27 protein-coding genes and 1 riboswitch are annotated in these 26,733 nt (G+C 47.0%); of the genes, 23 read left to right on the top strand and 4 right to left on the bottom strand.

The annotated features are described in order from the left end of the window. Positions 1-54: 54 nt before the first annotated feature. The 8 genes from K401_RS0110920 (at position 55) to K401_RS0110955 (ending at position 8,520) form a co-directional block, all read left to right on the top strand. Entirely contained in the window at positions 55-987 is a 933-nt protein-coding gene (locus K401_RS0110920; protein ID WP_034620250.1) for a S1 RNA-binding domain-containing protein, read from the top strand. Positions 988-1,295: 308 nt separating this feature from the next. Then, positions 1,296-1,973 carry a GTP pyrophosphokinase gene (locus K401_RS0110925; protein WP_024292980.1) on the top strand — a complete coding sequence of 226 codons (678 nt, stop codon included), beginning with the start codon at positions 1,296-1,298 and terminating at the stop codon, positions 1,971-1,973. Between the two features lie 80 nt (positions 1,974-2,053). Continuing rightward, entirely contained in the window at positions 2,054-3,853 is a 1,800-nt protein-coding gene (locus K401_RS0110930; RefSeq protein WP_024292981.1) for a glycerophosphodiester phosphodiesterase, read from the top strand. Positions 3,854-3,867: 14 nt separating this feature from the next. Beyond that, a complete protein-coding gene (gene dtd, locus K401_RS0110935; protein ID WP_024292982.1) occupies positions 3,868-4,317 on the top strand; it encodes a D-aminoacyl-tRNA deacylase in 450 nt (149 codons plus the stop codon). Positions 4,318-4,354: 37 nt separating this feature from the next. After that, positions 4,355-5,749, top strand: a complete 1,395-nt coding sequence (locus K401_RS0110940; protein ID WP_024292983.1) for an aminopeptidase — start codon at positions 4,355-4,357, stop codon at positions 5,747-5,749. Positions 5,750-5,875: 126 nt separating this feature from the next. Next, on the top strand, positions 5,876-6,970 hold the full coding sequence (tig, locus tag K401_RS0110945) for a trigger factor (protein ID WP_024292984.1): 1,095 nt from the start codon (positions 5,876-5,878) through the stop codon (positions 6,968-6,970). A gap of 171 nt (positions 6,971-7,141) precedes the next feature. Further along, positions 7,142-7,726 (top strand): xanthine phosphoribosyltransferase, encoded by a 585-nt coding sequence (locus K401_RS0110950; RefSeq protein WP_024292985.1) that lies wholly within the window; start codon positions 7,142-7,144, stop codon positions 7,724-7,726. Beyond that, positions 7,723-8,520 (top strand): HAD family hydrolase, encoded by a 798-nt coding sequence (locus K401_RS0110955; RefSeq protein WP_024292986.1) that lies wholly within the window; start codon positions 7,723-7,725, stop codon positions 8,518-8,520. The genes K401_RS0110950 and K401_RS0110955 overlap by 4 nt, the downstream gene beginning before the upstream one ends. 114 nt (positions 8,521-8,634) lie before the next feature. On the opposite strand, the gene K401_RS0110960 is transcribed toward K401_RS0110955, so the two are convergent. From K401_RS0110960 to K401_RS33190, 3 genes are all read right to left on the bottom strand, one after another. Continuing rightward, positions 8,635-10,044: an NAD(P)/FAD-dependent oxidoreductase gene (locus K401_RS0110960; RefSeq protein WP_024292987.1), complete on the bottom strand. Its 1,410-nt coding sequence runs from the start codon at positions 10,042-10,044 to the stop codon at positions 8,635-8,637. Between the two features lie 11 nt (positions 10,045-10,055). Then, positions 10,056-10,151: riboswitch (purine riboswitch) on the bottom strand. A gap of 51 nt (positions 10,152-10,202) precedes the next feature. After that, positions 10,203-11,861, bottom strand: coding sequence for a DUF4091 domain-containing protein (locus K401_RS0110965; RefSeq protein ID WP_024292988.1), 1,659 nt, complete (start codon positions 11,859-11,861; stop codon positions 10,203-10,205). Continuing rightward, on the bottom strand, positions 11,831-12,001 hold the full coding sequence (locus tag K401_RS33190; protein ID WP_166435268.1) for a hypothetical protein: 171 nt from the start codon (positions 11,999-12,001) through the stop codon (positions 11,831-11,833). Before K401_RS33190 ends, K401_RS0110965 begins: the two co-directional genes overlap by 31 nt. A gap of 241 nt (positions 12,002-12,242) precedes the next feature. On the opposite strand from K401_RS33190, the gene pth reads away from it, so the two are divergent. The 5 genes from pth to K401_RS0110995 all read left to right on the top strand — a co-directional run bounded on the left by pth (position 12,243) and on the right by K401_RS0110995 (position 17,614). After that, entirely contained in the window at positions 12,243-12,809 is a 567-nt protein-coding gene (gene pth, locus K401_RS0110975; RefSeq protein WP_024292989.1) for an aminoacyl-tRNA hydrolase, read from the top strand. A 9-nt stretch (positions 12,810-12,818) separates the two neighbouring features. Further along, entirely contained in the window at positions 12,819-16,367 is a 3,549-nt protein-coding gene (mfd, locus tag K401_RS0110980) for a transcription-repair coupling factor (protein ID WP_024292990.1), read from the top strand. 133 nt (positions 16,368-16,500) lie between these two features. Next, positions 16,501-16,686: a hypothetical protein gene (locus tag K401_RS0110985; RefSeq protein ID WP_024292991.1), complete on the top strand. Its 186-nt coding sequence runs from the start codon at positions 16,501-16,503 to the stop codon at positions 16,684-16,686. Positions 16,687-16,880: 194 nt separating this feature from the next. Then, entirely contained in the window at positions 16,881-17,429 is a 549-nt protein-coding gene (spoVT, locus tag K401_RS0110990) for a stage V sporulation protein T (protein ID WP_024292992.1), read from the top strand. Between the two features lie 41 nt (positions 17,430-17,470). After that, positions 17,471-17,614 carry a hypothetical protein gene (locus K401_RS0110995; protein ID WP_024292993.1) on the top strand — a complete coding sequence of 48 codons (144 nt, stop codon included), beginning with the start codon at positions 17,471-17,473 and terminating at the stop codon, positions 17,612-17,614. Between the two features lie 97 nt (positions 17,615-17,711). Here the strand turns inward: K401_RS0110995 and K401_RS0111000 are convergent, their stop codons facing one another. Further along, positions 17,712-18,692, bottom strand: a complete 981-nt coding sequence (locus tag K401_RS0111000; protein ID WP_024292994.1) for a ComEC/Rec2 family competence protein — start codon at positions 18,690-18,692, stop codon at positions 17,712-17,714. Between the two features lie 178 nt (positions 18,693-18,870). Here K401_RS0111000 and K401_RS0111005 point away from each other — a divergent pair, with 178 nt between their 5' ends. From K401_RS0111005 to ftsH, 10 genes are all read left to right on the top strand, one after another. Next, entirely contained in the window at positions 18,871-19,263 is a 393-nt protein-coding gene (locus K401_RS0111005) for a MazG nucleotide pyrophosphohydrolase domain-containing protein (protein WP_024292995.1), read from the top strand. Positions 19,264-19,326: 63 nt separating this feature from the next. Further along, positions 19,327-19,629 (top strand): non-specific DNA-binding protein Hbs, encoded by a 303-nt coding sequence (hbs, locus tag K401_RS0111010; RefSeq protein ID WP_268875600.1) that lies wholly within the window; start codon positions 19,327-19,329, stop codon positions 19,627-19,629. A 3-nt stretch (positions 19,630-19,632) separates the two neighbouring features. Next, entirely contained in the window at positions 19,633-19,872 is a 240-nt protein-coding gene (locus K401_RS0111015; protein ID WP_024292996.1) for an RNA-binding S4 domain-containing protein, read from the top strand. 89 nt (positions 19,873-19,961) lie between these two features. Beyond that, positions 19,962-20,246 carry a sporulation protein YabP gene (yabP, locus tag K401_RS0111020; RefSeq protein ID WP_024292997.1) on the top strand — a complete coding sequence of 95 codons (285 nt, stop codon included), beginning with the start codon at positions 19,962-19,964 and terminating at the stop codon, positions 20,244-20,246. Positions 20,247-20,263: 17 nt separating this feature from the next. After that, the gene (yabQ, locus tag K401_RS0111025; RefSeq protein ID WP_027352495.1) at positions 20,264-20,620 is read left to right on the top strand and encodes a spore cortex biosynthesis protein YabQ; all 357 of its coding nucleotides are present in this window, start codon (positions 20,264-20,266) and stop codon (positions 20,618-20,620) included. A gap of 17 nt (positions 20,621-20,637) precedes the next feature. Next, entirely contained in the window at positions 20,638-20,961 is a 324-nt protein-coding gene (locus tag K401_RS0111030; RefSeq protein WP_024292998.1) for a septum formation initiator family protein, read from the top strand. Between the two features lie 246 nt (positions 20,962-21,207). Beyond that, the gene (locus tag K401_RS0111035) at positions 21,208-22,623 is read left to right on the top strand and encodes a SpoIIE family protein phosphatase (RefSeq protein WP_024292999.1); all 1,416 of its coding nucleotides are present in this window, start codon (positions 21,208-21,210) and stop codon (positions 22,621-22,623) included. 74 nt (positions 22,624-22,697) lie between these two features. Then, the gene (tilS, locus tag K401_RS0111040) at positions 22,698-24,074 is read left to right on the top strand and encodes a tRNA lysidine(34) synthetase TilS (protein WP_024293000.1); all 1,377 of its coding nucleotides are present in this window, start codon (positions 22,698-22,700) and stop codon (positions 24,072-24,074) included. After that, complete coding sequence (gene hpt, locus K401_RS0111045) at positions 24,067-24,594, top strand: hypoxanthine phosphoribosyltransferase (protein ID WP_024293001.1); 528 nt, start codon at positions 24,067-24,069, stop codon at positions 24,592-24,594. Before tilS ends, hpt begins: the two co-directional genes overlap by 8 nt. Positions 24,595-24,606: 12 nt before the next feature. Beyond that, complete coding sequence (ftsH, locus tag K401_RS0111050) at positions 24,607-26,424, top strand: ATP-dependent zinc metalloprotease FtsH (RefSeq protein WP_024293002.1); 1,818 nt, start codon at positions 24,607-24,609, stop codon at positions 26,422-26,424. Positions 26,425-26,733: the final 309 nt, after the last annotated feature.

Below are 26,733 nucleotides of genomic sequence, written 5' to 3' on the forward strand. Positions count from 1 at the left end.
TATATAGTTAGATTTTATGCAGAACTGAGTATTTTATGAACGGAGGAAATTTCAATGAGCGAAGAGATGAAGGCAGCGGACGGAAAAGAAGAAGTAGTGGAAACCATGGAGACTTACGCCGCAGAGCTGGAAGCGTCCTTTAAAAAAGTAAGAGAGGGAGATGTTCTTACCGGGACCGTTATCAGTGTAAATGAGGACATGGTTACCCTGGACTTAAAATATTATGCGGAAGGGATCATAGATAAGGAAAATTTAAGCAATGATCCGGAATTCGACTTATTAAGGGAGATCCACCCCGGTGATGAGATCACGGCTATGGTCGTAAGCGCAGATGACGGGGAAGGGAATATTGTTCTTTCCAAAAAGTTAGCCAATGACCAGCTGGCATGGGAAAAGCTTGGTTCCATGTTAAATGACCGCACCATTGTCAAGGTGAAAATCGCCGAGATCGTAAAGGGCGGAGCGGTCGCCTATCTGGAAGGGATACGGGGATTTATCCCGGCTTCCAAGCTTGCAGGGGAATATGTGGAGGACTTAGAGGAATATAATGGAAAAACAATTGATGTCACGGTCATCACCGCTGATGAGGAAAATAAGAAGCTGGTGCTTTCAGGCAAAGAGCCTGCCCTTATGAAGCAGAAGGAAGAAACCGGCAGAAAGATCGCAAAATGCCAGGTTGGGTCTATCATGGAAGGAACGGTGGACAGCTTAAAGGACTACGGTGCATTTATTAACTTGGAAAACGGTCTTACCGGACTTCTTCATATTTCACAGATCAGCAGCCAGAGGATCAAGCATCCAGGTGTCGTGTTAAAGGAGGGACAGACGGTTAAGGTCAAGATCCTGTCCATTGCTGATAATAAGATAAGCTTAAGCATGAAGGCTGTTCAGGAGGAGGAAGAAGCCAGCCAGGAGGTCTTTGATTACAAGGAGGAAGGTTCCGCATTTACAGGGCTGTCAGCCCTCTTAAAGGGACTGAAATTTTAGAAAGTCGGGAAAAGGGATATAAAATATCATGTTTCTATGGTATAATGAATGCAAGCATTCATTATCTTGTGGCAGTCGCCAAATGCCGGTGAAGCGGCACTTGGTTTATTGCTTTCATGATATACTATTCTGGAGGAGCAGGGGCTGCCGGGCGATGGGGCTGCCCCTGTCTCACTGACTTGCGCGGGTTATAAGCCGAACAAATATGCTTGCATATTCATTGGAAAAATGCCGCGGCAGCTAAGAAAAGCCCTCAAAGCGTGTTTTTCTTAGTCAGGAGTACGGATGCGAGAGAGGGGGAATGTGGAATGAATATTCCCAAATCATTTAACCAGGTCGATCAATGGAAATCTGTGATGTTTTTGTATGACTCGGCATTAAAGGAAATCAGTACGAAAATTGAGATACTTAATAATGAGTTTGTGCATATCTACAATTACAACCCCATTGAACATATCAAGTCAAGGCTTAAGACCCCGGACAGCATCGTAAAAAAGCTGAAGCGGTACGGCTATGACGTGACGATCGACAATATGGTGGAAAAGTTAAATGATATTGCAGGGATACGGATTATCTGTTCTTTTACATCGGATATCTACCAGATTGCGGAGATGATAACAAAGCAAAGCGATGTTACGGTTCTTTATGTAAAGGATTATATTAAGTATCCAAAGCCAAATGGCTATAAAAGCTATCATATGGTAGTGACCATTCCCATTTATCTGACGGATGGGCCGGTGGACACGAAAGTAGAAATTCAGATCAGGACGATTGCAATGGATTTCTGGGCAAGCCTGGAGCATAAGATATATTATAAGTTTGAAGGCAATGCCCCGGCATATTTACAGCAGGAACTGAAGGCCTGTGCAGATGTGGTGAATATGCTGGATGGAAGGATGTTTTCCTTAAACCAGGCAATTCTGGAACTGAGTGAGGCGCAGCAGAGGGAGACAGCAGGAGAGGACAGGATGGATGAGGAAGATTAGACTTAAAAGAAGGCAGCCTCGACGATTCCGCTCGCTGAGGCTGCCTTCCTTCGTTCTCGTTGTAAAAAGAAGGTTATCGTATGAGCACATTAACAAAAGACACTTGGAAGATCATAAAGTTCAATCAAAAGAATGCGTTTGTTTTTGAGCTGCTGTTTCGTCTGGTCACCACGACCCTGTACTTACTGCTCTTAAACAAAGGCCTTTTATTTACGTTGAGAATGGCCGGATACAGCTATTTAACTGCCGCCAACATCGGTTATTTCCTGGTAAAGCCCTGGACGATTCTTTTGATCGTAGTGATGGCGGCTGTGGGGATCCTGATCCTTACGCTGGAGACCGGCTGCCTTCTGACCTTATTTGAAGGGGCATTCTACTCCAGAAAGCTGAAGCCGTGGCAAATTCTGACGGGGGGCTTTTTTAAGCTGGCCCTTGAGATCCGCAGAAAGAACTGGCGGCTGGGGCTTCTGGTTCTGGCTGATTACGGGCTTGTGAACTTATATCTCATATACCAGATGCTGACCCATGTAAAACCGCTTAATTTTGTCATATCAGAGATCTTGAAAAAGCCTGTGGGAAGGGTATCTTTGGTGCTCCTTCTGCTGTTTCTTCTTGCAGTGGTCATTCCGGGAGTCTATACCTTCCACGCCTGCATGGTGGAACAGAAAAATTTCCGGGATGGGTATTTTAAAAGCCTGTGGCTTTTAAGGCGCCGGTTTTTAAAGGTAGCAGTTCTTCTGGCCTTCTATTATGCGGCAGCAGTGGCGGGACTTTGGCTGGTCTATGCATTCTGTGTGCTGATCGCTGCCGTGGGAGTGACCCTGTTTACCGACAACAGCCTGGCCCTTGCAATCCTTCCGGCGGCATGTGACCGGATCGAGCTGGTGTTGATTTTTTTGACCAGCATGTTGCTGACCATGGGAAACTACGGGGCTTTAAGCGTCCAGTATTTCAGCTTCACCAGCAGACTTGTAAAAAAACGCAGAATCATGGATTATCATGGGAGTAAGTATGGAGACAGGAGGCTGGCGGCCCTGTTCATAGGAGCAGCTGCGGTATTCAGCCTGTCTTCTCTTTTCGGAGTGGTGCGCAACGGTTCCGCGATCACGGCCGACATGCTCAGCATGATTCAGATCACCGCCCACCGGGGCAGCTCCAGGGAGGCCCCTGAAAACACCATGGCAGCCATGACAAAAGCTGTTGACGATCTGGCTGATTTTGTGGAGATCGATGTCCAGGAGACAAAGGATGGCGTGGTGGTCCTGGGGCATGATGCCAGTTTAAAAAGGGTATCAGGGATAAACCGCCCCATAAGCTTTTACACCTTTGAAGAATTGCAGCAGCTGGATGTGGGAAAGTGGTTTTCCCCTGATTACGAGGGAGAGAAGATCCCGTCTTTAGAGGAGGTCATGGAATACTGCAAAGGGCGGGTCAGCATAAATATTGAAATCAAGGACTTGGGAATCGGCAGCATGCTGCCGGATAAGGTAGTGGAATTGATTCAAAAACACCAGATGAGGGAACAGTGCGTGGTGACCTCTGTCCGGTTTTCCTATTTATCCAGGATCAAGGAGCTGGACCCTGAGATCCGCACCGGATATATTATTTCAGCCGCATACGGGGATTATTATTCCAGCGATATGATCGACTTCATCAGCCTCCGTTCCAGCTTTGTAAGCGAAAGACTGGTAGAAGCTGCCCATGAAAGGGGAAAAGCGGTTCATGCATGGACTGTGAACAGCAAAAGCGAGATGGAACGGATGAAAATGCTTGGGGTGGATAATATCATAACGGATTACCCGGTGCTCGCCAGAGAGATCGTATACCGGCAGGCGGCTACCGAAAGCCTTTTGGAATACTTAAGACTGGTATTAAAATAGACAGGAGAATGGATATGAAGATTGTTTTACAGCGTGTTGCACATGCAAAGGTCACAGTGGATGGGAAGCAGATCGGCGCCATAAAAAACGGTTTTCTGCTCCTTTTGGGAGTGTCTGATACAGATACGGAAGCCATTGCCGAAAAAATGGTTGATAAAGTATGCAAGCTGAGGATCTTTCCCGATGAAAATGGAAAGACCAACCTTTCCCTAAAGGATGTGGGAGGGGAGATTCTGGTGGTCAGCCAGTTCACCCTTTACGCGGACTGTAAGAAAGGCAACCGCCCAAGCTTTGCGAAGGCGGGAAGTCCCCAGCTTGCAAACAGCCTTTATGAATACGTGGTGGATCGGTTAAATTCCCAGGGAAACCGGGTGGAGCATGGAAGCTTTGGAGCAGATATGAAGGTAGAGCTATTAAATGACGGACCGTTTACGCTTGTTCTTGACAGCGAAGAAATCTGTTAATCAATTATCATAAAAAAACGATGGAGGAATCATAACAATGGAAAAGACAAAAGGACAACAATTACAGGAGGAGCTGACATTTAAATTTCCCCATATTGCAAAGGAAGTGCCAAGCCAGCGTGAGGAAGCGGAGATGTTCTGCGAGGGTTATAAGCGTTTCCTGGATAACGGAAAAACCGAACGGGAATGTGTCAGAGAGGCTGTGGCAATGCTTGAGATGCAGGGATACCGTCCCTTTGACGGAGGAAAGACATATAAGGCAGGAGATAAGGTTTACTTTGTGAACCGGGGCAAGTCCATCATCGCAACCACCTTCGGCAAAGCGGGAATGGAGCAGGGGCTTCGCATCAACGGTGCTCACATCGATTCTCCAAGGCTTGACTTAAAGCCCAACCCTGTTTATGAAAAGAATGACCTGGCCTATTTTAAGACCCATTATTACGGCGGCATCCGGAAATACCAGTGGGGAACCGTTCCTCTGGCAATGCACGGAGTTGTGGTAAAGAAAAACGGTGAGATCGTGGAAGTAAACATCGGGGAAAAGGAAGGCGATCCCGTGTTCTGTGTGACGGATTTACTTCCCCATTTGTCAGGAGAACAGAGTGAAAGAAAATTAAGGGATGGGTTAAAAGGAGAGGAGCTGAATGTACTCATTGGTTCCATTCCATTTATTGACGAAGCAGAGCTTAAGGACCCTGTGAAGCTTCTGGCCTTAAAGCTCCTCAATGACCGCTACGGGATCACGGAAGCGGACTTTTTGCGGGCGGAAATCGAAATGGTGCCTGCCCAGAAGGCCAGTGACGTAGGGCTGGACCGCAGTATGATCGGCGCTTACGGACAGGATGACAGGGTATGTGCCTATACGGCCCTGATGGCGGAGATCGATGCCAACATGCCTGAATTTACGACTCTCACCGTTCTTGCAGATAAAGAGGAGATCGGTTCCGACGGAAATACCGGCTTAAATTCCGACTTTGTGCTTCACTATATTGAAGATCTGGCTGCCATGGCCCATGTTGATGTGAGAAAGGTGCTTAGAAATTCCATCTGTTTGTCCTCAGATGTCAATGCGGCCTATGATCCCACCTTTGCCCAGGTATACGAGGAGCGCAATTCCTGTTTCTTAAACAAGGGCTGCGTTCTGACCAAGTACACCGGCGTCCGTGGAAAAGCCGGCTCCAACGATGCCAGCGCCGAGCTGATGGCAAAGATCATCGCAATGATGGAGCAGGAAGGCGTTTACTGGCAGATCGGAGAGCTGGGGGCTGTGGATCAGGGCGGCGGCGGCACCATTGCCAAATATGTTGCACATATGAATGTGGATGTGGTGGATTTAGGAGTTCCCATTCTTTCCATGCATTCTCCCTTCGAGCTTTCTGCCAAGCTTGATGTATACAATACATACAAGGCTTTCCGGGCATTTTATAAATAATAACGGAATTTTGAAATTTTTGTTAATTTCGGGAAAAAGCTTTTTTTACCTTGTCTGATATGGTATAACTGACTGGAAGCGGTTTTTTTATTAACTATTAAAAATAGAAAGAAAAAGGATTGTATTATGAAGAAGATTTTTAAAGTTTGTATGTGCGGTCTGGTTGCCGCCGCCCTTATTTCCGGATGCGGGAAAAAGCCTGCGGCAAAGCCGGCAGAAACAGAGACGGAAGCAACGGAATCAGCGGCACAGGAAACCCTGGCTGTTGAAGATCTGACGGGAATGGATAACGGTACTGTTACCCTGGGAGAATACAAGGGGATTGAAGTGACCAAGGATCCGGTTGAAGTGACTGATGACGAGGTGGACCAGGCGGTTCAGAGCGATTTATCCGCCCAGGCAAAGGATGCAGAGGTGGACCGGGCCATTCAGAATGGTGACGTGGTCAATATTGACTATGTAGGTACCAAGGATGGTGTTGCATTTGACGGCGGCACTGCTCAGGGCTATGATTTAAACATTGGTTCCGGCCAGTTTATTGAAGGCTTTGAGGAAGGTCTTGTAGGTGCGAAAAAGGGGGACAAGGTGTCCTTAAACCTTACCTTCCCTGAAGCTTACCAGAATGCGGACTTGGCAGGAAAGGCCGTAGTATTTGATGTGACTGTCAATTCCGTTAAGGAGAAGCAGGTTCCGGAATTAAACGATGCCTTTGTTCAGGAAAATACGTCCTTTAAGACGGTAGATGAATATAAGGATGACAAGATGCAGACTCTTTTAAAAGATAAGAACGACCAGGCAGAGCAGAAGGTGAAAAGTGACATTTATACTGCCATCTTAAATGCTTCCAAGGTAGAGCCAAAGCAGGAAGCCATTGATGCCAATTTCAACAACATGATTGCCAGATATACAAACCAGGCAGCTGCTTACGGCATGGACTTTAAGACCTTTGTGGGAGCATTTTCCGGAATGGGAGAAGAGGACTTTAAGAACATCATTATGACCCAGGCAGAGGCCACCGTAGAACAGAGACTGGTAGTAACCGCCATTGCGGAAAAAGAGGGGATCGTGATCACCGATGAAGACCGCAAGGAAGTTGCAGATCAGATGGGCTATGAAAGCGTTGAAGCGATGATCGAGACAGCAGGCCAGTTTGACGTAGATGATTATATTATGAATAACAAGGTAATGGATTTCCTTACAGAAAATGCAGTTATTAAATAAAATTCACGAAAGCAACGAGCAGTGCGAAACAAAGCAGGAGAAAATTTTCGTTGTGCCCGCACATAAGAAAATTTTTTCATGCTTTGTTTCATAGGGCGAATGCCCGTGAGCCGTTGAAGCCGTACAGCTTCAACGGCTGCACTGCGGATTCTATAAAGAGGAGGAACCTTTATGCAGCTTTTAAAGGACAGAATACGGAAAGATGGAAAGATTAAATCCGGTGATGTGCTGAAAGTGGACAGTTTTTTAAATCACCAGATGGATATCAAGCTGTTCGTGGAGATTGGGAAAGAGTTTAAGAGACGCTTTTCCGATTATGAAGTCAATAAGATTCTGACAATTGAGGCTTCCGGCATCGGCATTGCCTGTATCGTGGCCCAGTATTTTGATGTACCGGTAGTATTTGCAAAGAAATCCAAGACAAAGAACATAGCAGGGGATGTATATACCACCCCTGTGGAATCCTTTACTCACGGAAGGACCTATGACATCATGGTGTCCAAGGAATTTCTGGGAGCAGGGGACAAGGTATTGCTGATCGATGATTTTCTGGCTAACGGAAAAGCCCTGGAAGGTCTGGCTGCCATTGTAAAGGCTTCCGGCGCAAAGCTGGTTGGCGCGGGAATTGTGGTCGAAAAGGGCTTCCAGCCCGGAGGGGACCGTTTAAGGGCGGAAGGAATCCTGGTGGAATCCCTGGCGATCGTGGAAAGCATGGATGAAACCACGGGAACCATATGCTTTCGGGGTGACCGATGAGTGAGGGAAGAAAGGCTCTGTTTTTCGATATTGACGGCACGCTTTTTTCTGAGGTAAACCGGAACGTGCCGGAGAGTGCGAAGCAGGCGGTTGAGCAGGCGCGGAAAAAGGGCCATCTGGTATTCATAAACTCCGGGCGGACCCACTGCCTCATCGGACCAATTGAGCAGCTCGTTAAAGTGGACGGCTACTGCTGCGGGTGCGGCACCCGTATCGTTGTGGGAGACCAGGTCCTTTTCTCCTCTGCAATCCCCCACGAGCAAGGGCTGGAGATCAAACGCATCATACGGGACCATGATCTGGACGGAGTGTTAGAGGGAACGGAAAGCTGTTATTTCAGAAAGGAAACCTCCCGATTTCCCCAGGTGGAGAGATTAAAGGAAATCGTGGAACAGGAAGGGAATTTATCTTCTTATGGCTGGGACGAGGACTGCTATAACTTTGATAAATTCTGTGTCTTTGCAGATGAAAAAAGTGATTTAAAAGGCTTTTCCCGGGCTTTGGGGCTGGACTTTGAGATCATTGACCGGGGTGACGGGTTTTATGAGTGCGTTCCTTCGGGATATTCCAAGGCAACGGCCATTGAACTGGTATTAAAGCACTATGGGATCGCCCTGGAAGATACTTACGTATTCGGTGACAGCACCAATGACTTATCTATGTTTGAATACGCCAAGAACTGTATCCTTATGGGGCATCACAGCGTGGAGCTGGAGCCTTATGCAACCTTTTATACAAAAAACGTGGAAGATGACGGGGTGGCTTATGCCATGGAGAAGCTGAGGCTGGTATAATTCCCGGACTTTACAAGCTCCTTTCATAATTCAGAAAAAGAAAACAGACAGGGAACACCCATGGGTGCTCCCTGTCTGTCTTAACACATATGTGTGAATATTATTTCCTTCCGTTTAGCTCATGGCAGCCAGAATGCTCCTGGCAACACTTAAGCCGTTGGCAGATGCCTGCTGAAGCCCTCTTGTTACGGAGGCGCCGTCGCCTATGGCGCGTAAGCCTTCCACGCTGGTTTCAAAGTCAGCATTGACCACTACCTTGTTGGAGTAGAATTTTACCTCTACGCCGTATAACAGAGTTTCATCGCTGGCAATGCCGGGAGTCACCTTATCCAGGGCAAGAAGCATTTCTTTTATGTCAACCATAATGCGGTGAGGGAATACAAGGGATAAATCGCCTGGGACCGCATCCTTTAAGGTTGGGATTAAGTTGTTGCGGCATAAGCGCTCTTCCGTGGTGCGCCGGCCTCTCTGGAAATCGCCGAAGGTCTGCACCAGGATCTTGCCGTCACAGAGCATGTTGCTCAGCTGGGCGATCTGTTTGCCGTATTCAATAGGGGTCTTAAAGGGTTTTGTAAAGTTTTTGGATACCAGGATGGCAAAGTTGGTGTTGTTTGTCTTGTATTCCTGGGATTTATAGGCATGGCCGTTGACAACTGCCAGACCGTTTTCATAGTATTCTGTGGCTACCTCGCCGGAAGGATTGGTACAGAAGGTACGGACCTTGTCGTCAAAGGTCGGGGTATGATAAACAAGCTTGGCCTCATAGAGGTTTTTATTTAAAAATTCCATGACCTCATCCCGGACCTCTACCCGGACACCGATGTCCACAGTTCCCACCTTTGTCTCGATTCCGTGGTTTTCACAGATGTGGCTGAACCAGTCGGAGCCTTCCCGGCCGATGGCAGACACGATTTCCGGCGCTTGACAGACCTCTTCCTTGTCAGTAATGACGCCTATTGCTTTATTGTCTTCGATGATGATATCCTTTACCATCGTGTTGAACGCCATTTCAACTCCCTGCTCCAATAAGTGCTCCTGAAGGCGGGTATAGATTTTATAGCCTTCTTCCGTTCCTAAATGGCGGATAGGGCATTCGATCAGCTTTAAGTTGGCTCCGATGGCCTTGCGGCGGATTTCCTGGATCTCCTTTTGTTTGTCAATGCCGTAAACATTGGTGTCTGCACCGAATTTCAAGTAAATGTTGTCTGATTCCTTCAACAGCTCTACGGTCGTATCATATCCAAGTATTTCAGGAAGGTTTCCGCCAACATCGGGAGATAAGGATAATTTTCCGTCGGAAAATGCTCCGGCTCCTGCAAAGCCTGTGGTAATGGAGCATGGCTTGCAGCCTACACATGTTTTTGTGGTTCTCTTGGGACAGGTCCGGTTTTCAATCCGGCGGCCCTTTTCGATCATAAGAATCTTAAGGTCCGGCTTTTTCTCGATCAGCTCATAGGCGCAGAAAATGCCGGAGGGGCCTGCACCGATGATGATTACATCGTAATTTTTTGAAACATCCTTCATGAACATCACTCCTTTTTCCTTCTAACCCTTATAGTCAACTATTATGGTAGTTGGTAGAAACGCTCAACCGATTATGAACTTATATAAGCGCAACAGCTTTATTCTATCATAATGGATATGGAAATGACAAGTAATATCCATGGTTCGGATGAACTTTTTTATATGTACGTTTTTATCATCCGGTTGATCTTATTTCTAATTCCTATTAAGCTGGCGCTTGATTTTGGATAGGAAGAAAAGGTGATGGGCTCAGATAAATCCTCTTCCAAAAGTTCAATGACAGCCTCTTTTCCGATATAGGATTCCAGGAGTTTTAATGCCCTGTGATCCTGTTTTGCCTCATGGAGGACCATAAGGCGTATGGATTCTTCGGGAGCGCCGTCAGGGCCGGGATAGACCAGGAAGGCATCGCCGGATGGGAAGCTTTCGTCACAGTCCGTCACTTCATAAGGGTTTATGTGGCGCAGGGAATGCTGGGAATTATAAAAGTTGAATCCCCAGTGAAGGATTCCCTCGATTCCATATTTATATACCTGAAGGCCGTAAACCCGGTTTCTGGCCGATGGCATGGCCATAAAACGGTTGGAAACATCCACGCACTGGGACGTGCAGTAATAACTCCATAAATGGGGAACCTTATGATCCAGAAACGGTTCTATATGGTCGGTAGAACAGACCGGACGCTCCACAATTCCCATCTCATAAAAGGAATAGTCGGACAGGGCATCTATGAGCTTACAGTCCTTTAAATGGGGCATCACAGATTCCTTGGCAAGGGCATAGGATTCCAGATGAGCCTTTTCCGGTTCATCGGAAATATGGAAAAAGGTGTTTTCAAAGATCCCAAGCCGTTTCAGTTCCTTCTTTAAGGCCGGAAGGAACTGGTCTAAGAAAACGGTATAGGCGCCGGTGGAAGGGGTATCCCAGCCAAAGAGCCGGATCTCCTTCCCGTCTCTTTCAGCCATGATCTTTGGAGCATGGTGAGCACCCCATTGGGTGAATAAGTGGGCCATTTCAAAATAGACGATCCCAGCATCTTTGCATATATTCACCCATCGTTCCAGGTGGGAGAAATCAAAAAAGAAGCGGTTTTTCTCCTGGCGGATGGAGACCAGCTGTATGGTGGTGCGCTCTCCTCCTGCTGCAGTGTCCAGGGGCGGCGTAAAGATGGGAGTGAGAATCATGTTCATTCCCCTTTTTCCATAAAGGGAAATAAAACGGCCCAGAATATTCCAATGCTCCTCGGAAAACACGGGAACCTTGTAATAATCCGCCAGACAATCCCCATGAAACCATTCCGTATGGTAGAGTTCCTGTGCCGGAAGGGGGATTGGAATCACTTCAATGCCCACGGTCACAGAAACCACTTCCCTGTCCTGGCTGTCAGTCAGGGAGACGGTCACCGGGTAGAGGCCTCCCGGAATGATACCTGGTATGGTGACATCGATCCACAGGCTCTGCCAGCGGCCCGGCACCAGAACCAGGCTGTTGTTCTCCAGATTCCGTAGAAGGTCCGGGTAAAGACCAGGGGTATGGCTTAAATAATTGCTGTCACGTTTTTCATGGGCAGGGTAAGAGGAGGGCACGTGAAGTACCTGCCGGATCCGGATGCTGTCCTTTAAGGCAGAGAAAACTCTCACCTTTAATTTTTCTTTTCTCAGGCCTTTAAGACAGCAGGCGGCCTGGTAGGTGAGAATTTCCCCGTAAAGGCCGTTAAAACGGCAGCATTCAGGTGAGAATACAGGTTCCTGGTGGGGAAATACCTTTTCCAGAGAGCTTAAAACGATCATGCGGTAAGTGTTTGAACATTGTTCCATAAAAATCTCCTTTCCATTATCAGCCCTTCATGCCGCCTGAAGAGATTCCTTCCACAAACTGCTTCCATGGCTAAGAGAAGCAAGATCGAAATAAGGAATGATTTCAGCCGGACAAACTGTGGGTTTTTATAATTTTTCATGCTATCCTTCCTTCCAGAATAAAAATTATTATTATTATAACTGGAAGCATTTTGCATTTCAACAGTTTAAAAAATAAAAAGGCGGTGTTTGCCTTTACATCTTAAGATTGAACTGTTAAAATAAAAAAGCAGCGTTAGACCCCCGGTATTGGGAAATCTAACGCTTTTCGGGCGTTTGGAACATCTAAAAAGTCATGAATCGGAACCGTAATTAATATAGACAATAGTAAGGAGAATCATCATGTATATCATCGCAGGATTGGGAAACCCCACAAGGGAATATGAAAAAACCAGACACAATGTGGGCTTTGAGACCGTGGACGTTCTGGCGGACAAACTGGGAGCCAGGGTGACGGAAAAAAAGCACAGGGCATATTATGGGACCGGAAGGATCGGGCCGGAAAAGGTGATTTTGTCAAAGCCCCAGACTTTTATGAATTTAAGCGGAGAGAGCATCCGGGCTATGGCGGATTTTTACAAGGTGGAGCCGGACCATATCATCATTATCTGCGATGATATCAACTTAGGGGAAGGCCAGCTGAGGATCCGTACAAAGGGAAGTGCCGGAGGCCATAACGGGTTAAAAAACATCATAAGCCATTTGGGAACCCAGGAATTTCCAAGGGTCCGTGTAGGAGTGGGAGAAAAGCCAAAGGAAATGGATCTGGCGGACTATGTTCTTGGCCGTTTTCCCAAAGAACAGCAGGAGGTCATGGCCCAGGCTTACAAGGACGCGGCAGAGGCTGCTATTATGATGGTCACGGACGGAGCGGAAGCAGCGATGAATTATTTTAACAGAAAGAAATAAGGAGATTTCATGAGTGATCTATTTGAAAAACCATTGAGGGAGTTAAAGGATTTTGAAGATCTTTCCGGCGATTTATTAAAAAAGGCCGGCCCTGTCATGGCAAGCGGCTGCATGGATTCCCAAAAGGTCCACCTGATGTATGAAGCGGCGAAGCAGGAAGGCTTAAGGCTGGTGGTGACCTATGACGATACAAGAGCCAGGGAAATCTATGAGGATCTGCGGTTCTTTGATCCTGATGTGTGGCTGTATCCGGCCAGGGATCTTCTGTTTTTCAGCGCGGACATCCACGGTAATTTGCTTACCAAGCAGCGCATGACCGTGTTCCGCCATTTAATGGAAAAGTCCTCCGGATGGGTGGTTACCACCTTTGACGGGCTTATGGACCATCTTCTCCCTCTTCAGTATTTAAAGGAGCAGGTGCTGACCGTGGAGGGCGGCCAGACCATTGACGTGGAAAAATGGAAAAAACGTCTTACAGAGCTGGGGTATGAGCGCATGGGCCAGGTGGATGGCATGGGCCAGTTCTCTATCAGGGGCGGAATCATTGACGTGTTCCCCTTAACCGAAGAACTGCCGGTGCGCATTGAGCTGTGGGATGATGAGGTGGACTCCATCAGGACCTTTGATATTGAGAGCCAGAGGTCCGTTGAACAGCTGGAGAGCATCCGCATCTATCCTGCCACGGAAATGGCCCTGACAGGGAAGCAGATCCAGGAAGGGATCGAAGCACTTGAAAAGGAAGCAAAAAAGTACGAAAAGGATTTAAGGGCCCAGTCAAAGATCGAAGAGTCTGCCAGGATCCGTTCCATTGTCTCCGAATTTTTAGAGGGGCTTAAAGTGGGGTTCAGACAGCATGGGCTGGACGGATATATCCATTATTTCTGCCAGGAGAGCGTGTCTTTTCTGGAGTATTTTCATGGGGAAAATACCGTATTATTCCTGGATGAGCCGGAGCGGCTTAAGGAAAAAGGGGAAACCGTGGAAATGGAGTTCCGGGAAAGCATGATACACCGCCTGGAAAACGGCTATCTTCTCCCCGGACAGACCGGGCTTCTTTTCTCAGCCAAAGAAATGCTGGCAAGGGTCCAGACGAAAACCACGGTGTATCTCACCGGCCTGGAACAGAAGCTTTCCGGCTTTACGGTAAAAAACCGTTACAGCTTCCAGGTAAAGAATGTAAATACTTATCAAAACGGGTTTGAGCTTTTAATAAAAGATCTGACCAGATGGAAAAAAGAAGGGTACCGGGTGATCCTTTTATCTGCCTCCAGGACCAGGGCCAGCCGTCTGGCAGGGGATCTAAGGGAATATGACTTACGGGCCTACTGTCCTGACGAGGGAGGAGAGAGCCAGGAGGTAAGGCCGGGGGAAATCCTGGTCACCTTTGGAAACCTCCACCGGGGCTTTGAATACTCCATGATAAAGTTTATCGTCATCACGGAAGGCGATATGTTCGGAGTAGAAAAAAAGAAGCGGAAACGGAAAAAGACCACCTATGAAGGGACCAAGATCCAGAACTTTTCCGACCTCTCCATCGGCGATTACGTGGTCCATGAGGACCATGGCCTTGGAATCTACAGAGGAATAGAAAAAATCGAGCAGGATGGGGTCATCAAGGATTATTTAAAAGTAGAGTATGCGGATAACGGAAATCTGTATCTCCCTGCCACAAGGCTTGACGGCATCCAGAAATATGCAGGCGCCGAGGCGAAAAAGCCAAAGCTGAACCGGCTGGGAGGCGACCAGTGGAACCGGACTAAGACCAGGGTAAAGGGCGCGGTCAAAGAGATTGCAAAGGAGCTGGTACAGCTCTATGCGGCCAGGCAGCAGACCCATGGATTCCAGTACGGAGTGGATACGGTCTGGCAGAAAGAATTTGAAGAGATGTTTCCTTATGAGGAAACTGAGGATCAGTGGGATGCCATAGAGGCCACCAAGGAGGATATGGAGAGCAGGAAGATCATGGACCGTCTGATCTGCGGGGACGTGGGATACGGAAAGACGGAAATCGCTTTAAGGGCCGCATTCAAAGCAGTTCAGGACGGAAAGCAGGTGGTCTACCTGGTTCCTACTACCATCCTTGCCCAGCAGCATTACAACACCTTTGCCCAGCGGATGAAGGATTTTCCCGTCCGGGTTGATTTAATGTCACGTTTCCGGACTCCGGGCCAGATGAAAAAGACTTTGGAGGATTTAAAGCGGGGCATGGTGGACATTGTAATCGGAACCCATCGGGTCCTGTCAAAGGATGTGCAGTTTAAGGATCTGGGGCTTCTCATCATTGATGAGGAACAGCGTTTCGGCGTGGCCCATAAAGAAAAAATCAAGCAGCTGAAGGAAAACGTGGATGTGCTGACCTTGACGGCAACTCCCATTCCCAGGACCCTGCACATGAGCCTGGTGGGGATCAGGGACATGAGCGTTCTGGAGGAGCCTCCTGTGGACCGTATGCCCATCCAGACCTATGTCATGGAGTACAACGATGAAATGGTGCGGGAAGCCATTCACCGGGAACTTTCCAGAGGAGGACAGGTGTATTATGTATACAACCGGGTAAGCAACATCGATGAGGTAGCAAACCACATCGCCGGTCTGGTTCCTGAAGCAGCGGTGACCTTTGCCCACGGACAGATGCATGAGCATGAACTGGAACGGATCATGTTTGACTTTGTAAACGGGGAAATCGACGTCCTGGTCTGCACCACCATCATTGAAACAGGCCTTGATATTCCCAATGCAAACACCATGATCATCCAGGATGCAGACCACATGGGCCTTTCCCAGCTGTACCAGCTGCGGGGACGGGTGGGGCGTTCCAGCCGGACTGCCTATGCATTTCTTATGTATAAGCGGGATAAGCTGCTAAAGGAAGAAGCAGAGAAACGCCTTCAGGCCATCCGGGAATTTACGGAACTGGGATCCGGGATCAAGATCGCCATGCGGGATTTAGAGATCCGGGGAGCAGGAAATGTTCTGGGTGCAGAGCAGCACGGACACATGGAAGCAGTGGGATATGACCTTTACTGTAAGCTCTTAAATCAGGCGGTTTTAGAGCTTAAAGGACAGAGGAAAGAAGAGGAAAGCTATGAGACAGTAGTGGACTGCGACATTGACGCATACATTCCCACTTCCTATATTAAGAACGAATATCAGAAGCTTGATATATACAAGCGGATTTCCGGTATTGAGAATGAAGAAGAGTATATGGATATGCAGGATGAACTCATGGACCGTTTCGGCGATATTCCAAGACCGGTTGATAATCTGTTAAAGGTAGCCAGCTTAAAAGCCCTGGCTCACAGCGCCTATGTGACCGAAGTGAACATCAACCGTCAGGAGATCCGCCTGACCATGTATAAGAATGCAAAGCTGAAGGTGGAAGGAATTCCCGGGATGATTGACCAGTATAAGGGGGATTTAAAGTTCCAGATGGGAGAAGAACCAAGGTTTTCGTATCTTGACAGAAAGAAGAACCAGTCCACCGATGCCATGATCAGCCAGGCAGAGGTGATCTTAAAACAGATGCAAGAATTGTCTGAAAAGAATGAAAAAATATAAAAGTTGTATTTATAAAATGAGTTCGTTTGGTTGATTTTTGTCTTTTTTGTGATATACTAATAGTAGAAGAAGGGATTTAGTCCCAGATGCTTTCTTTGCTTCAAATTTTATGGTTCGGAGAAAGGTGGTAGCTATGGACGTTTTAGGTATGTATCTTCTGCAAAGAGTATCAAATGAATTGACGATTCAAAAGTATGGTTCTTTTGAAAACCATTTTGTAACTCCCATTCCAGATAGCGCGGCCGCAAGGGCGGCCCATGAAGGATATTTATCATCTTCAAAGGAAGTGCTGCGCCGTGTGAGGCAGGGTGACTTTTAACTGGGCTTCAAAAACCCCGGCTTCTGCAAGCAATAAACTGAGTTTGATCTAAAAAATCAGGGTTCGACTTTTTTTTAACAGTCGGCCCTGATTTTAAATTTTGGGAAAAATGGCAGACTTAAGTATAATCTGTTGCATTCGTAGCAAAATAATATCAGCGACATTAAAATGCACAAGATGGAGGAATTTTTATTATGAAAGCAACTGGTATTGTAAGAAGAATTGATGACCTGGGACGCGTAGTAATTCCAAAAGAGATCAGAAGGACGCTCCGGTTACGAGAAGGGACTCCGCTTGAAATATTTACAGACAGGGAAGGAGAAATCATTTTAAAGAAATATTCTCCGATGGTAGAACTTACTGCTTTTGCTTCCCAATATGCAGAAGCCATGGCTCAGACTACCGGACTTACCGTATGTATCAGCGACAGAGATCAGATCATTGCAGTGGCTGGAGGGTCCAAAAAGGAGCTTCTCCAGAAGACCATCAGCAAGCAGCTTGAGAACCTTATCAATGAACGGGCGGTCGTGGTGTCCGGAAAAGACGACAAGAGCTTTATTCCTCTGTCAGGGGAAACCCTGGAAGGAATAACGGCTCAGGTGGTGGCTCCCATTATTTGCGAAGGTGATGCCATAGGAGCTGTAGCCTTATTGAGCAGAGAGCCCAGAGCACGTTTTGGAGATATGGAGACAAAGCTGGCTACGACGGCAGCAGGATTTTTAGGCCGTCAGATGGAAGGCTAACAAATGCAGATCAGAATACATGAATCAGGAGGTGAATAAATATGAAGGTTTTTGTACCGGAGGAAGATGATTACAGTGATGGTGATATCCCGGAAATTGATACGGAGCCATACAAAGATGGATTTTACATTGAACCATTGCCGGAATCGGAGCGCCCCAGGCGGGACGGTCCTGGAGGAAACTAATCAGATACTTCTCTAATAATCCAGGTTTACACAAAAAAAGAAACGGCAGGAACACTGGTTTTGTGTTCAGATGCCGTTTCTTTTTCATGGGAACTTATTAATAAATGATCTGGTCTCCGTCCTTGATGCAGTAATTTACCTTTACTCCCAGCTCTTCCATCCACTTTCGTGTCTCCAGGGTCTTCCAGTCTCCGCTTCCGATTCCGCCGCCGTTGTCGTTGTTCCACAGCCAGAGGGGACAGGGCCAAAGGGCGATCTGAGGCTTGATAATGGCATATACTTCCTTGTTGACACCGTACTGGCCGTGATGGGACATCTGGACGATGTCGCTTTTTAAATCTTCCGGGGTGCATTCCTGGGATAAGAGCTGGCCGGCTTCAGGGCCCATATCACCCAGCACCAGGATGCTCACATTATTTAAGAAAAATTTAAAAGCAACGGAGCTGTTATTTACAGAGGTGGTATCCAGAAGATAAGGGTTATTCAAAACTTTTGCCTTTATCTGTCCCAGCTGGATCTCCTGATCCTTTTGCACGGTATGGAGTTTTTCTGCAGGAAGAGTGGCAAGCGCTGATATCAGGCTGTACACCATATCGTTCCGGGAAGGCTCCACCTTTTCATACCAGGAGATATCAGCCAGGGAATAATACACATTGTCAATGGTGATCTGGCTGTCCGGGTTATTCAGGATCTGGACAAGGGCACCTACATGATCTGAGTGAGGATGAGTGATAAACCATCCGGATACGTGTCCGCCCTTGGAACGAAGCACATCCGTTAAGTGTGCTGCATCAATGTCCCAGCCGCCGTCAATGACCACAAGGGTTCCGTCCTTGTCCTGCAAAACCATGGAAAGCATCTGCCGGTTGTCGTAGTCTGCAAGCAGGGATAAGCTGCCGCCGTTAAATATCTTGCTGCCCGGTCCGATATTAAGGGCAGGTCCAAAGCTCATGCCCCGTGCCGTCAAGTCTCCGGCCGAAGTGGCAGGTGTGAGAAGCTCTGTGGTAAATGCGGTAAATACAATGTTCAAAAACAGCACAAAAGCTGCTATTTTTTTCCATATGCTAAAATTTTTCATGGCTACCTCCGGTTTCATTAAATAATCCCTCTTATTATATAAGAACAAGCCCTTTTTTAACAGGGGGAACAAGCAATTGTCAGAAAATCTTCAGAAATTAAAAAAAGCATTCTGTATGGGCTGCCATGCCATGATATAATAGACGTAAGCCATAATAGTCGCAAAAGAAGGAGGAGCCATGCATACTTTTGATGATTTAGTAAATATTACAAATAAACTGCGTTCCGATGAAGGCTGTCCCTGGGACAGGGAGCAGACTTACGAGAGTCTGAAAAAATGTTTGAAAGAGGAAAGCGGTGAGGTTCTTGAAGCCATTGATCATGGGGATATGGAAAACCTTTGTGAAGAGCTGGGAGATGTGCTGTTTCTGGTAATGCTTTACAGCCAGATCGCAGAGGAAAGAGGAGACTTTTCCATGGATGATGTGGTGAACGGAATCAGTGAAAAAATGATACGCAGACACCCTCACGTTTTCGGCGGGAAAAACCCAGATTTGCACCAAGAAGGACAAGCTCTCTGGGATGCAATAAAAAAGCAGGAGAAAGCCTTCCAAAAGTGCGAAAAACCTTGACAAAAACGGGAGAAACAGCTATAAATGATATAGTAATCGTGTTATGCGAAAAATCGTAGCCTGGTGCTACATTCTAGGAGGAAGATATCAATGAACAAAGCAGAGTTAATCGCAGCAGTCGCAGAAAAAGCAGAGCTGTCCAAAAAGGATGCAGAGAAGGCAGTTAAGGCTTTGACAGATGTAATATCTGAGGAACTGGTAAAAGGCGAGAAGATCCAGTTAGTTGGTTTTGGTACATTTGAGGTATCTGAAAGAGCGGCAAGAGAGGGAAGAAATCCAAAGAGCGGAGAAGTTATGAACATCCCTGCTTCTAAAACACCAAAGTTTAAGGCTGGTAAGGCTTTAAAGGATATGGTGAACGCTTAATCCATGAGGCTGGATAAGTTTCTTAAGGTTTCCCGGCTGATCAAGAGAAGGACCGTAGCTAATGAAGCCTGTGATGCAGGCCGTGTACTTGTTAATGACAAGCCTGCGAAAGCTTCCTTAAACATTAAGGAAGGCGATATAATAGAGATTCATTTTGGGACTAGCTCGGTAAAGGTGGAAGTTCTTGATGTGGCGGAAACCGTTAAAAAGGATGAAGCAAAGGAGCTTTACCGTTATCTCTAGCTCACAGTTTCGATACGTACGATAAATTTCAGTAATATTGGAGCGCACCTCCTAATATACTTTAGACAGGTATATTAGGAGGTTTTTGTATGGAAGAAAAAGTGACGATTCGCCCTCACAGGCTGACAATAGAAAATCGGGCCTCCGGGACGATGACAGGAATACGGGAAGTGGTGTCCTTTGATGAGAACCAGGTGGTACTTGATACGGACATGGGACTTTTGACTTTAAAAGGGAAGGAACTCCATGTGAGCCGCCTGACCCTTGAAAAGGGGGAAGTGGATTTAAACGGCAACATTGAGAGCCTTACCTATTCCTCTAATGAAGCGCTGCGCAGGTCAGGGGAATCCATGCTTTCCAGGCTGTTTAAATAAGAACCAGAAGGAGTCATATGAGCGTTCATATCATTTACGAAGTAAAACTTCTGCTCTACAGCTTTTTAACAGGCGCAGGGCTTATGATCACATATGACCTGTTACGTATCTTCCGTATTTTTATTCCCCATTCCTATGTGTTTGTAGGAATAGAGGACATGATATACTGGGTTTATGCTGCCTTGGTCACGTTTTCTTTGCTGTATGAACAGAATGACGGAGGTTTAAGAGGGTACGCCGTTGCCGGGGTATTTCTTGGAATGCTATTGTATGATAAAATAGTAAGCAGACATTTTCTAAAACTCTTGAAACATTTTCGGAAATATCTTAAAATGAAGGTAGATAGCTGTAACCGAAAAAAGAAACGGCGTTAAAGGTAATTGGTGATTGTATGGACAAAATGGGAAAATCAAGAAGAAAAAGAAAAGACAGGTGGGGCAATCGAATGACGATCATCGGCATTACCTTTGTCGTATTCAGCCTTGCCGTGATTGTAACCATTAAGGGAGTCACCCTAAAGGAAAAGCAGAGAGAATATGAAATTCGTCTGGAGAATCTTCAGGCCCAGGTGGACAAGGAAGAGGAACGGTCCAAAAAACTGGAAGAATACCGGGTGTATGTCCAGACGAAGCAATACATAGAAGAGGTGGCAAAGCAAAAACTGGGGCTGGTCAATCCTGATGAGATTTTGCTGAAACCATCCCAAAGACAGTGAGATACTTTTGGAGCATCCTCTGCGTCCGAAATGCGTGGACATTAAAGCAGAAACATGTCGTACGATTTTTGGTCATGAGTCAGCCGTTTTGACAAATATTTCCCTTCTGCCTGTATATAATGTGTTTTATGAGACGCTGCATTCCAGCCTCTCATAAAAGGGTGCTGCTTTTGCACCGGCCAAGAAATTATGAAAGCTTGATTTCATAGTATGGTTTAAAGCATGATACAGGCAGGAGGGATTTTTGTGTTCAGACGTAAGGCGGCACATCACGATATGGCTGATGTGAATGTATATACGGCAAAAAGATTAAACGACATGGCGAACTCTTTGGGAGAGCTTGCCAGGGCTTGTACAGATGACTTGTCAGCAGAACAGGGACTTACAAAGGAAGACGGCATTGCGGCGCTTCAGACAGCGGCGGCCATGGTATGCGCAGGCTGCAATAAATGCATTGTGTATTCCGGAAAAGAACAGGACAATCAATATTATCTGCAATATCTGGTTCGTGCATTTGAACAAAAAGGGAGTGTTGACTACGGGGACATGCCCCGTTTTTTTCTTGAGACCTGTAAGAAAAAGGATGAATACATGGCTCATTTAAACCGGGGCCTGGGAAGAGCCACTATGAATCTGGCCTGGAAAAACCGGTTTTTGGAAAGCCGGGATGCGGTCATTGTCCAGTTTAAGGAGCTGGCTGTGATTCTGGAGGAGTTTTCTCATCAGGTGGAGCATTCTGTGGACATCACTCCGGACTGGGAGGAGGAAATAAAGCGGGCATTCCGCCGCAATCATATCATTGTTGAAAAGATGCTCATTTTAGAATACGAGAACCATCAGAGGGAAGCATTTCTGACCATGAGAACCTTAAACGGCCGGTGTGTGACAGTAAAGGAGGCCGCAGAGATTCTGGAAAAAGCCATAGAGGAAGGGGAATGGACAGTGGCCCCTGACGGCAGGAACTTAGTGACAAAGCAGGCCGATACCATACGGTTTGTTGAAAAAGGAGAGTACCGGGTCCTTTACGGTGTGGCTAAGGCGGTAAAAAGCGGGGAAGAGGTGTCCGGAGATAATTACACCTTTGGACAAGTCCAGCCGGGACAAGTCATCATGAGCCTGTCCGACGGTATGGGCAGCGGCAGGGCGGCCGAAGAGGAGAGCAGACAGGCCATTGAACTGACCCAAAGACTGCTGGAGGCCGGGTTTTCCACCAGAGCGGCCCTTAAGATGGTCAATACGGTCCTTCTTTTGACCGGGATCTCCCAGCATCCGGCAACCCTGGATTTGTGCTGTATTGATTTAAAAACAGGGATCTTAGAGGCCATGAAGCTGGGAGCGGCGGCCACCTATATTCTCAGTGAAAAGGGAGTGGAGCTTTTGGAAGCCGGTGAGGTCCCCATGGGAATCTTAAACCCGGTGGAACCTGTTCTCTTATCTAAAAAGCTGTGGGATGACAACAGGATCATTATGGTAAGTGACGGCGTGCTAGACGCCCTTCCGGCGGATGACAAGGAACTGATGTTAAAGGAATTCATTGCCGGAATGCCGGTAAAGAATCCCCAGGATATGGCGGACAGGATCCTTTTGTTCGCAAGATCCTTTCATGACAGGGTGGCCGATGACATGACAGTTATGACTGCCGGAATATGGAAAAGAAAATAATAATTGCAACAGACATGTTTTGTGGGTATATTTATAATATAGAGGGGAGAAAATCAACTAAGGAAGGTGACTGAATGTACAGAACGATATTGGATTATATCAGACGGAACCGGCTGTTTGCTCCGGGAGACCGCGTCATAGTGGCGCTTTCCGGAGGGGCCGATTCGGTCTGTCTTCTTGTAGTCTTAAATGAGCTTAAGGAAGCGCTGGGACTGGAATTAAAGGCAGTCCATGTCCATCACGGCCTAAGAGGGAAAGAGGCGGACCGGGACAGGGATTACGCCGGGGAGCTGGCAAAAAAGCTGGGGGTGGCTTTTTCCTGCGTCCAGGTGGATGCGGCCCTTTATGCCCAGGAACAGGGAATGTCGGTGGAAGAGGCCGGCCGGCATCTGCGTTACCAGATTTTTGAAAAAGAGCGCAAGGACTTTTCAGGAACAAAAATAGCGGTGGCCCATCATAAGGATGACCAGGCGGAGACTATTCTTTATAACCTGTTCCGGGGAACAGGGCTAAAGGGACTTGGGGGAATGCGTCCCGTCCGGGACAGGATTGTCCGACCGCTGCTGTGTGTTGGAAGAGAGGAAATTCTTGCATATCTGGAGGAAAAAAGGATATCTTATTGTGAGGACTCCACCAATGCCCAGACAGATTATGTGAGAAACCGCATAAGGAGCAGGATCCTGCCGGAGATCAGGGAAAAGGTCAATAAACGGGCAGGAGAAAACATCCTTCATGCAGGGGAAATGGCCGCTCAGGCCGATGCCTATCTGGAGAAACAGGCCGAAGAGATACTAAAGGCCCGGGGAGTATGGGAAACGGATGAGGCAGGAACAGAAAGAGGCCTTGGCGTGGAGGCAAAGGCCCTTCTGGCAGAAGATGACATTATAAAGAACTATGTGATCCGGAGGATGATCCGGTCTGTCAATGAATCCATGAAGGATATTACCATGACTCACGTGGAAAGCGCAGCAGCGCTTCTTTTTGGTTCTGACCGCAGACAGGTGGATCTGCCCTGCGGGCTTATTGCGGTGCGCACGGCAGGAGAATTGTGGATAAAAAAGAAGAAACGGGAAGAATTGGTGGATAAGGAAAGGGATTTTCCTCTCCCTGAACTGGATTTTAAGGTCTTTCCTTACAAAAAAGGCCAGGAAATTCCCAAAAACGGGTATACGAAATGGTTTGATTATGATAAAATCAAATGTGCACTCTCAGTGAGGTATCGTGAAACCGGAGATTACATGACACTGGCCGGAGGCGGCAGAAAAACCATCAAGGCATTTATGATTGATGAGAAGATTCCCAAGGAGGAACGGGAAAAAATTCCCCTGGTGGCGGAAGGTTCCCATGTCCTCTGGGTCATCGGATACCGGATCAGTGAATATTATAAGATAACAGATGATACCCATACAGTAATACAAATGCAGTTAGACGGAGGAAAGAACAATGGATGAAAAGATACGCATATTGTTATCAGAGGAAGAGGTAGCAAAAAGGGTAAAAGAAATAGCAGACGAGGTAAGCAGGGATTATGAGGGAAAACCTCTTCATTTGATCTGCATTTTAAAGGGAGGCGTTTTCTTTACCTGTGAACTTGCAAAAAGGATCAATCTGCCCCTTACTATGGATTTCATGTCCGTATCCAGTTACGGCGCCGGAACGGTGTCCAGCGGAATCGTTAAGATCATCAAAGACCTTGATGATCCCATTGAAGGGAAGGATGTATTGATCGTGGAAGATATCATTGATTCCGGCAATACCCTGGCCTATTTAATTGAGGTGTTAAAGCAGAGAAACCCAAACAGCATTGAGCTTTGTACTCTTCTTGATAAGCCGGAGCGCCGGGTGAAGGATCAGGTTAAGGTGAAGTATACCTGTTTTACTGTGCCGGATCTGTTTATCATTGGATATGGCCTTGATTACGATCAGAAATACAGGAATTTACCATATATTGGAGTTATAGAACAGCAATAAGGAGGCAGCATGTTGAAACAACAGCAACCATTCAGAGGCTTGGGATTTCTGCTCCTTCTGGTCATCATGCTTATATTTGCCAGTAGGCTGCCCCAAAAGAGTGAGATCATTACCAACCAGGAGCTTATGCAGGCGATTGATAATGGGACCATAGCTTCGGCAACTATCAGGCAGAGTGACCCGCCCCCAACGGGAAGGATCGAGATGGCCATGACTGACGGCTCATCAAAGCAGGCCAATGTGTCTAATGTAATTGAGATTCAGGATCGTTTAGACCGCAATGGAGTCACCTACACGGTGGATGCAGTACAAAAGGAAAATTTATTCCTGACCATTACGCTTCCGTTGATCCTGACGGCAGTAGTTTTAGTTTTTCTGTTCATGTTAATGAACGCCAGGGCAGGAGCAGGAAGCGCAAATGCCAAAATGATGAATTTTGGAAGGAGCCGGGCTCATCTTGCAAAGGATGCAAATAAGGTGAACTTCGGCAAGGTCGCAGGGCTTGAAGAGGAAAAAGAGGAGCTTGAAGAAGTGGTTGATTTCTTAAAGAATCCTCAGAAGTATACCAGTGTGGGTGCACGGATCCCCAAGGGCATCCTGCTTGTAGGGCCTCCCGGAACAGGAAAGACCCTTCTTGCAAAGGCAGTGGCAGGAGAGGCAGGGGTGCCGTTTTTCTCCATTTCCGGTTCTGATTTTGTGGAAATGTTTGTAGGTGTGGGTGCTTCCCGCGTGAGAGACTTATTTGAAGAAGGAAAAAAGCATGCCCCCTGTATCATATTCATCGATGAGATCGATGCAGTAGCCCGCCGCAGAGGTACCGGCATGGGCGGCGGACACGACGAGAGAGAGCAGACCCTAAACCAGCTTCTTGTAGAGATGGATGGCTTCGGGATCAATGAAGGGATCATCGTTATGGCGGCCACAAACCGTGTGGATATCCTGGACCCGGCGATCCTGCGTCCCGGCCGTTTTGACCGGAAGGTAGGAGTGGGAAGGCCTGATGTAAAAGGAAGAGAAGAAATCCTGAAGGTTCATTCCAAGGAAAAACCCCTAGGAGAGGACGTGGATTTAAGAAGGATCGCCCAGACTACGGCCGGATTCACCGGAGCAGATTTAGAGAACCTTATGAATGAGGCGGCCATCTATGCAGCCAGACACAGCAAGAAATTCATTAATCAGGCTGATGTTGATAAGGCCTTTGTGAAGGTGGGAATCGGAGCCGAGAAAAAGAGCAAGGTAATCACTGAAAAGGAAAAGAGGATCACGGCTTACCATGAAGCAGGCCATGCGATTTTGTTCCATCTGCTTCCTGATGAAGGGCCGGTGCATACTATTTCCATCATTCCTACGGGAGTCGGAGCCGCCGGATATACCATGCCATTGCCGGAAACCGACCATATGTTCAACACCAGAGGCAAGATGCTTCAGGATATTATGGTGGATTTAGGCGGAAGGATCGCAGAGGAGCTTATTTTCGGAGATATCACCACCGGAGCTTCCCAGGATATTAAGCAGGCCACAGCTGTGGCCAGGGCCATGGTGACCCAGTACGGGATGTCCGATAAGGTGGGCATGATAAATTATGATAATGACGGCGATGAAGTCTTTATCGGCCGGGATTTGGCCCATGCAAAGAGCTATGGCGGCCAGGTAGCCAACACCATTGACAATGAAGTAAAACGGATCATAGATGAGTGCTATGAAAAGGCAAAGGAGATCATCTTAAAGCATGAGGAAGTGCTCCACGCCTGCTGTAAGCTGCTCATGGAAAAGGAAAAAATTGGACAGCAGGAATTCGAAAGTCTGTTTTCTGCAGTTGCAGAAGGCTAAAGTCATCTGCCGTCTTAAACGAGATAGAAGCGCAGAATCTGGGAAAATATCTAAGTTTTTTCCTGGATTCTGTGCTTTTTTGTGTTTAATGCGGAGACAGAGGAAAAATGCATAAAAAATTACAAGTAAAAAAATGATGTTTGTGCACACTTATTTTCTTAGTCGTGGTATAGTAATAATCGTAAACCCCCCCAATACATTATATAGTTTTTGCTACACCCCATAAGAAACGAAATACCTTCTCCGAAAAACGGTCAGCTGCCCCGCTGACCGTTTTTTCTGCCTCTTACTTAAAAAGGCGGGTTGTAT

Origin of the sequence: Lacrimispora indolis DSM 755, from assembly GCF_000526995.1 — a bacterium.
Lineage (GTDB): Bacteria > Bacillota > Clostridia > Lachnospirales > Lachnospiraceae > Lacrimispora > Lacrimispora indolis.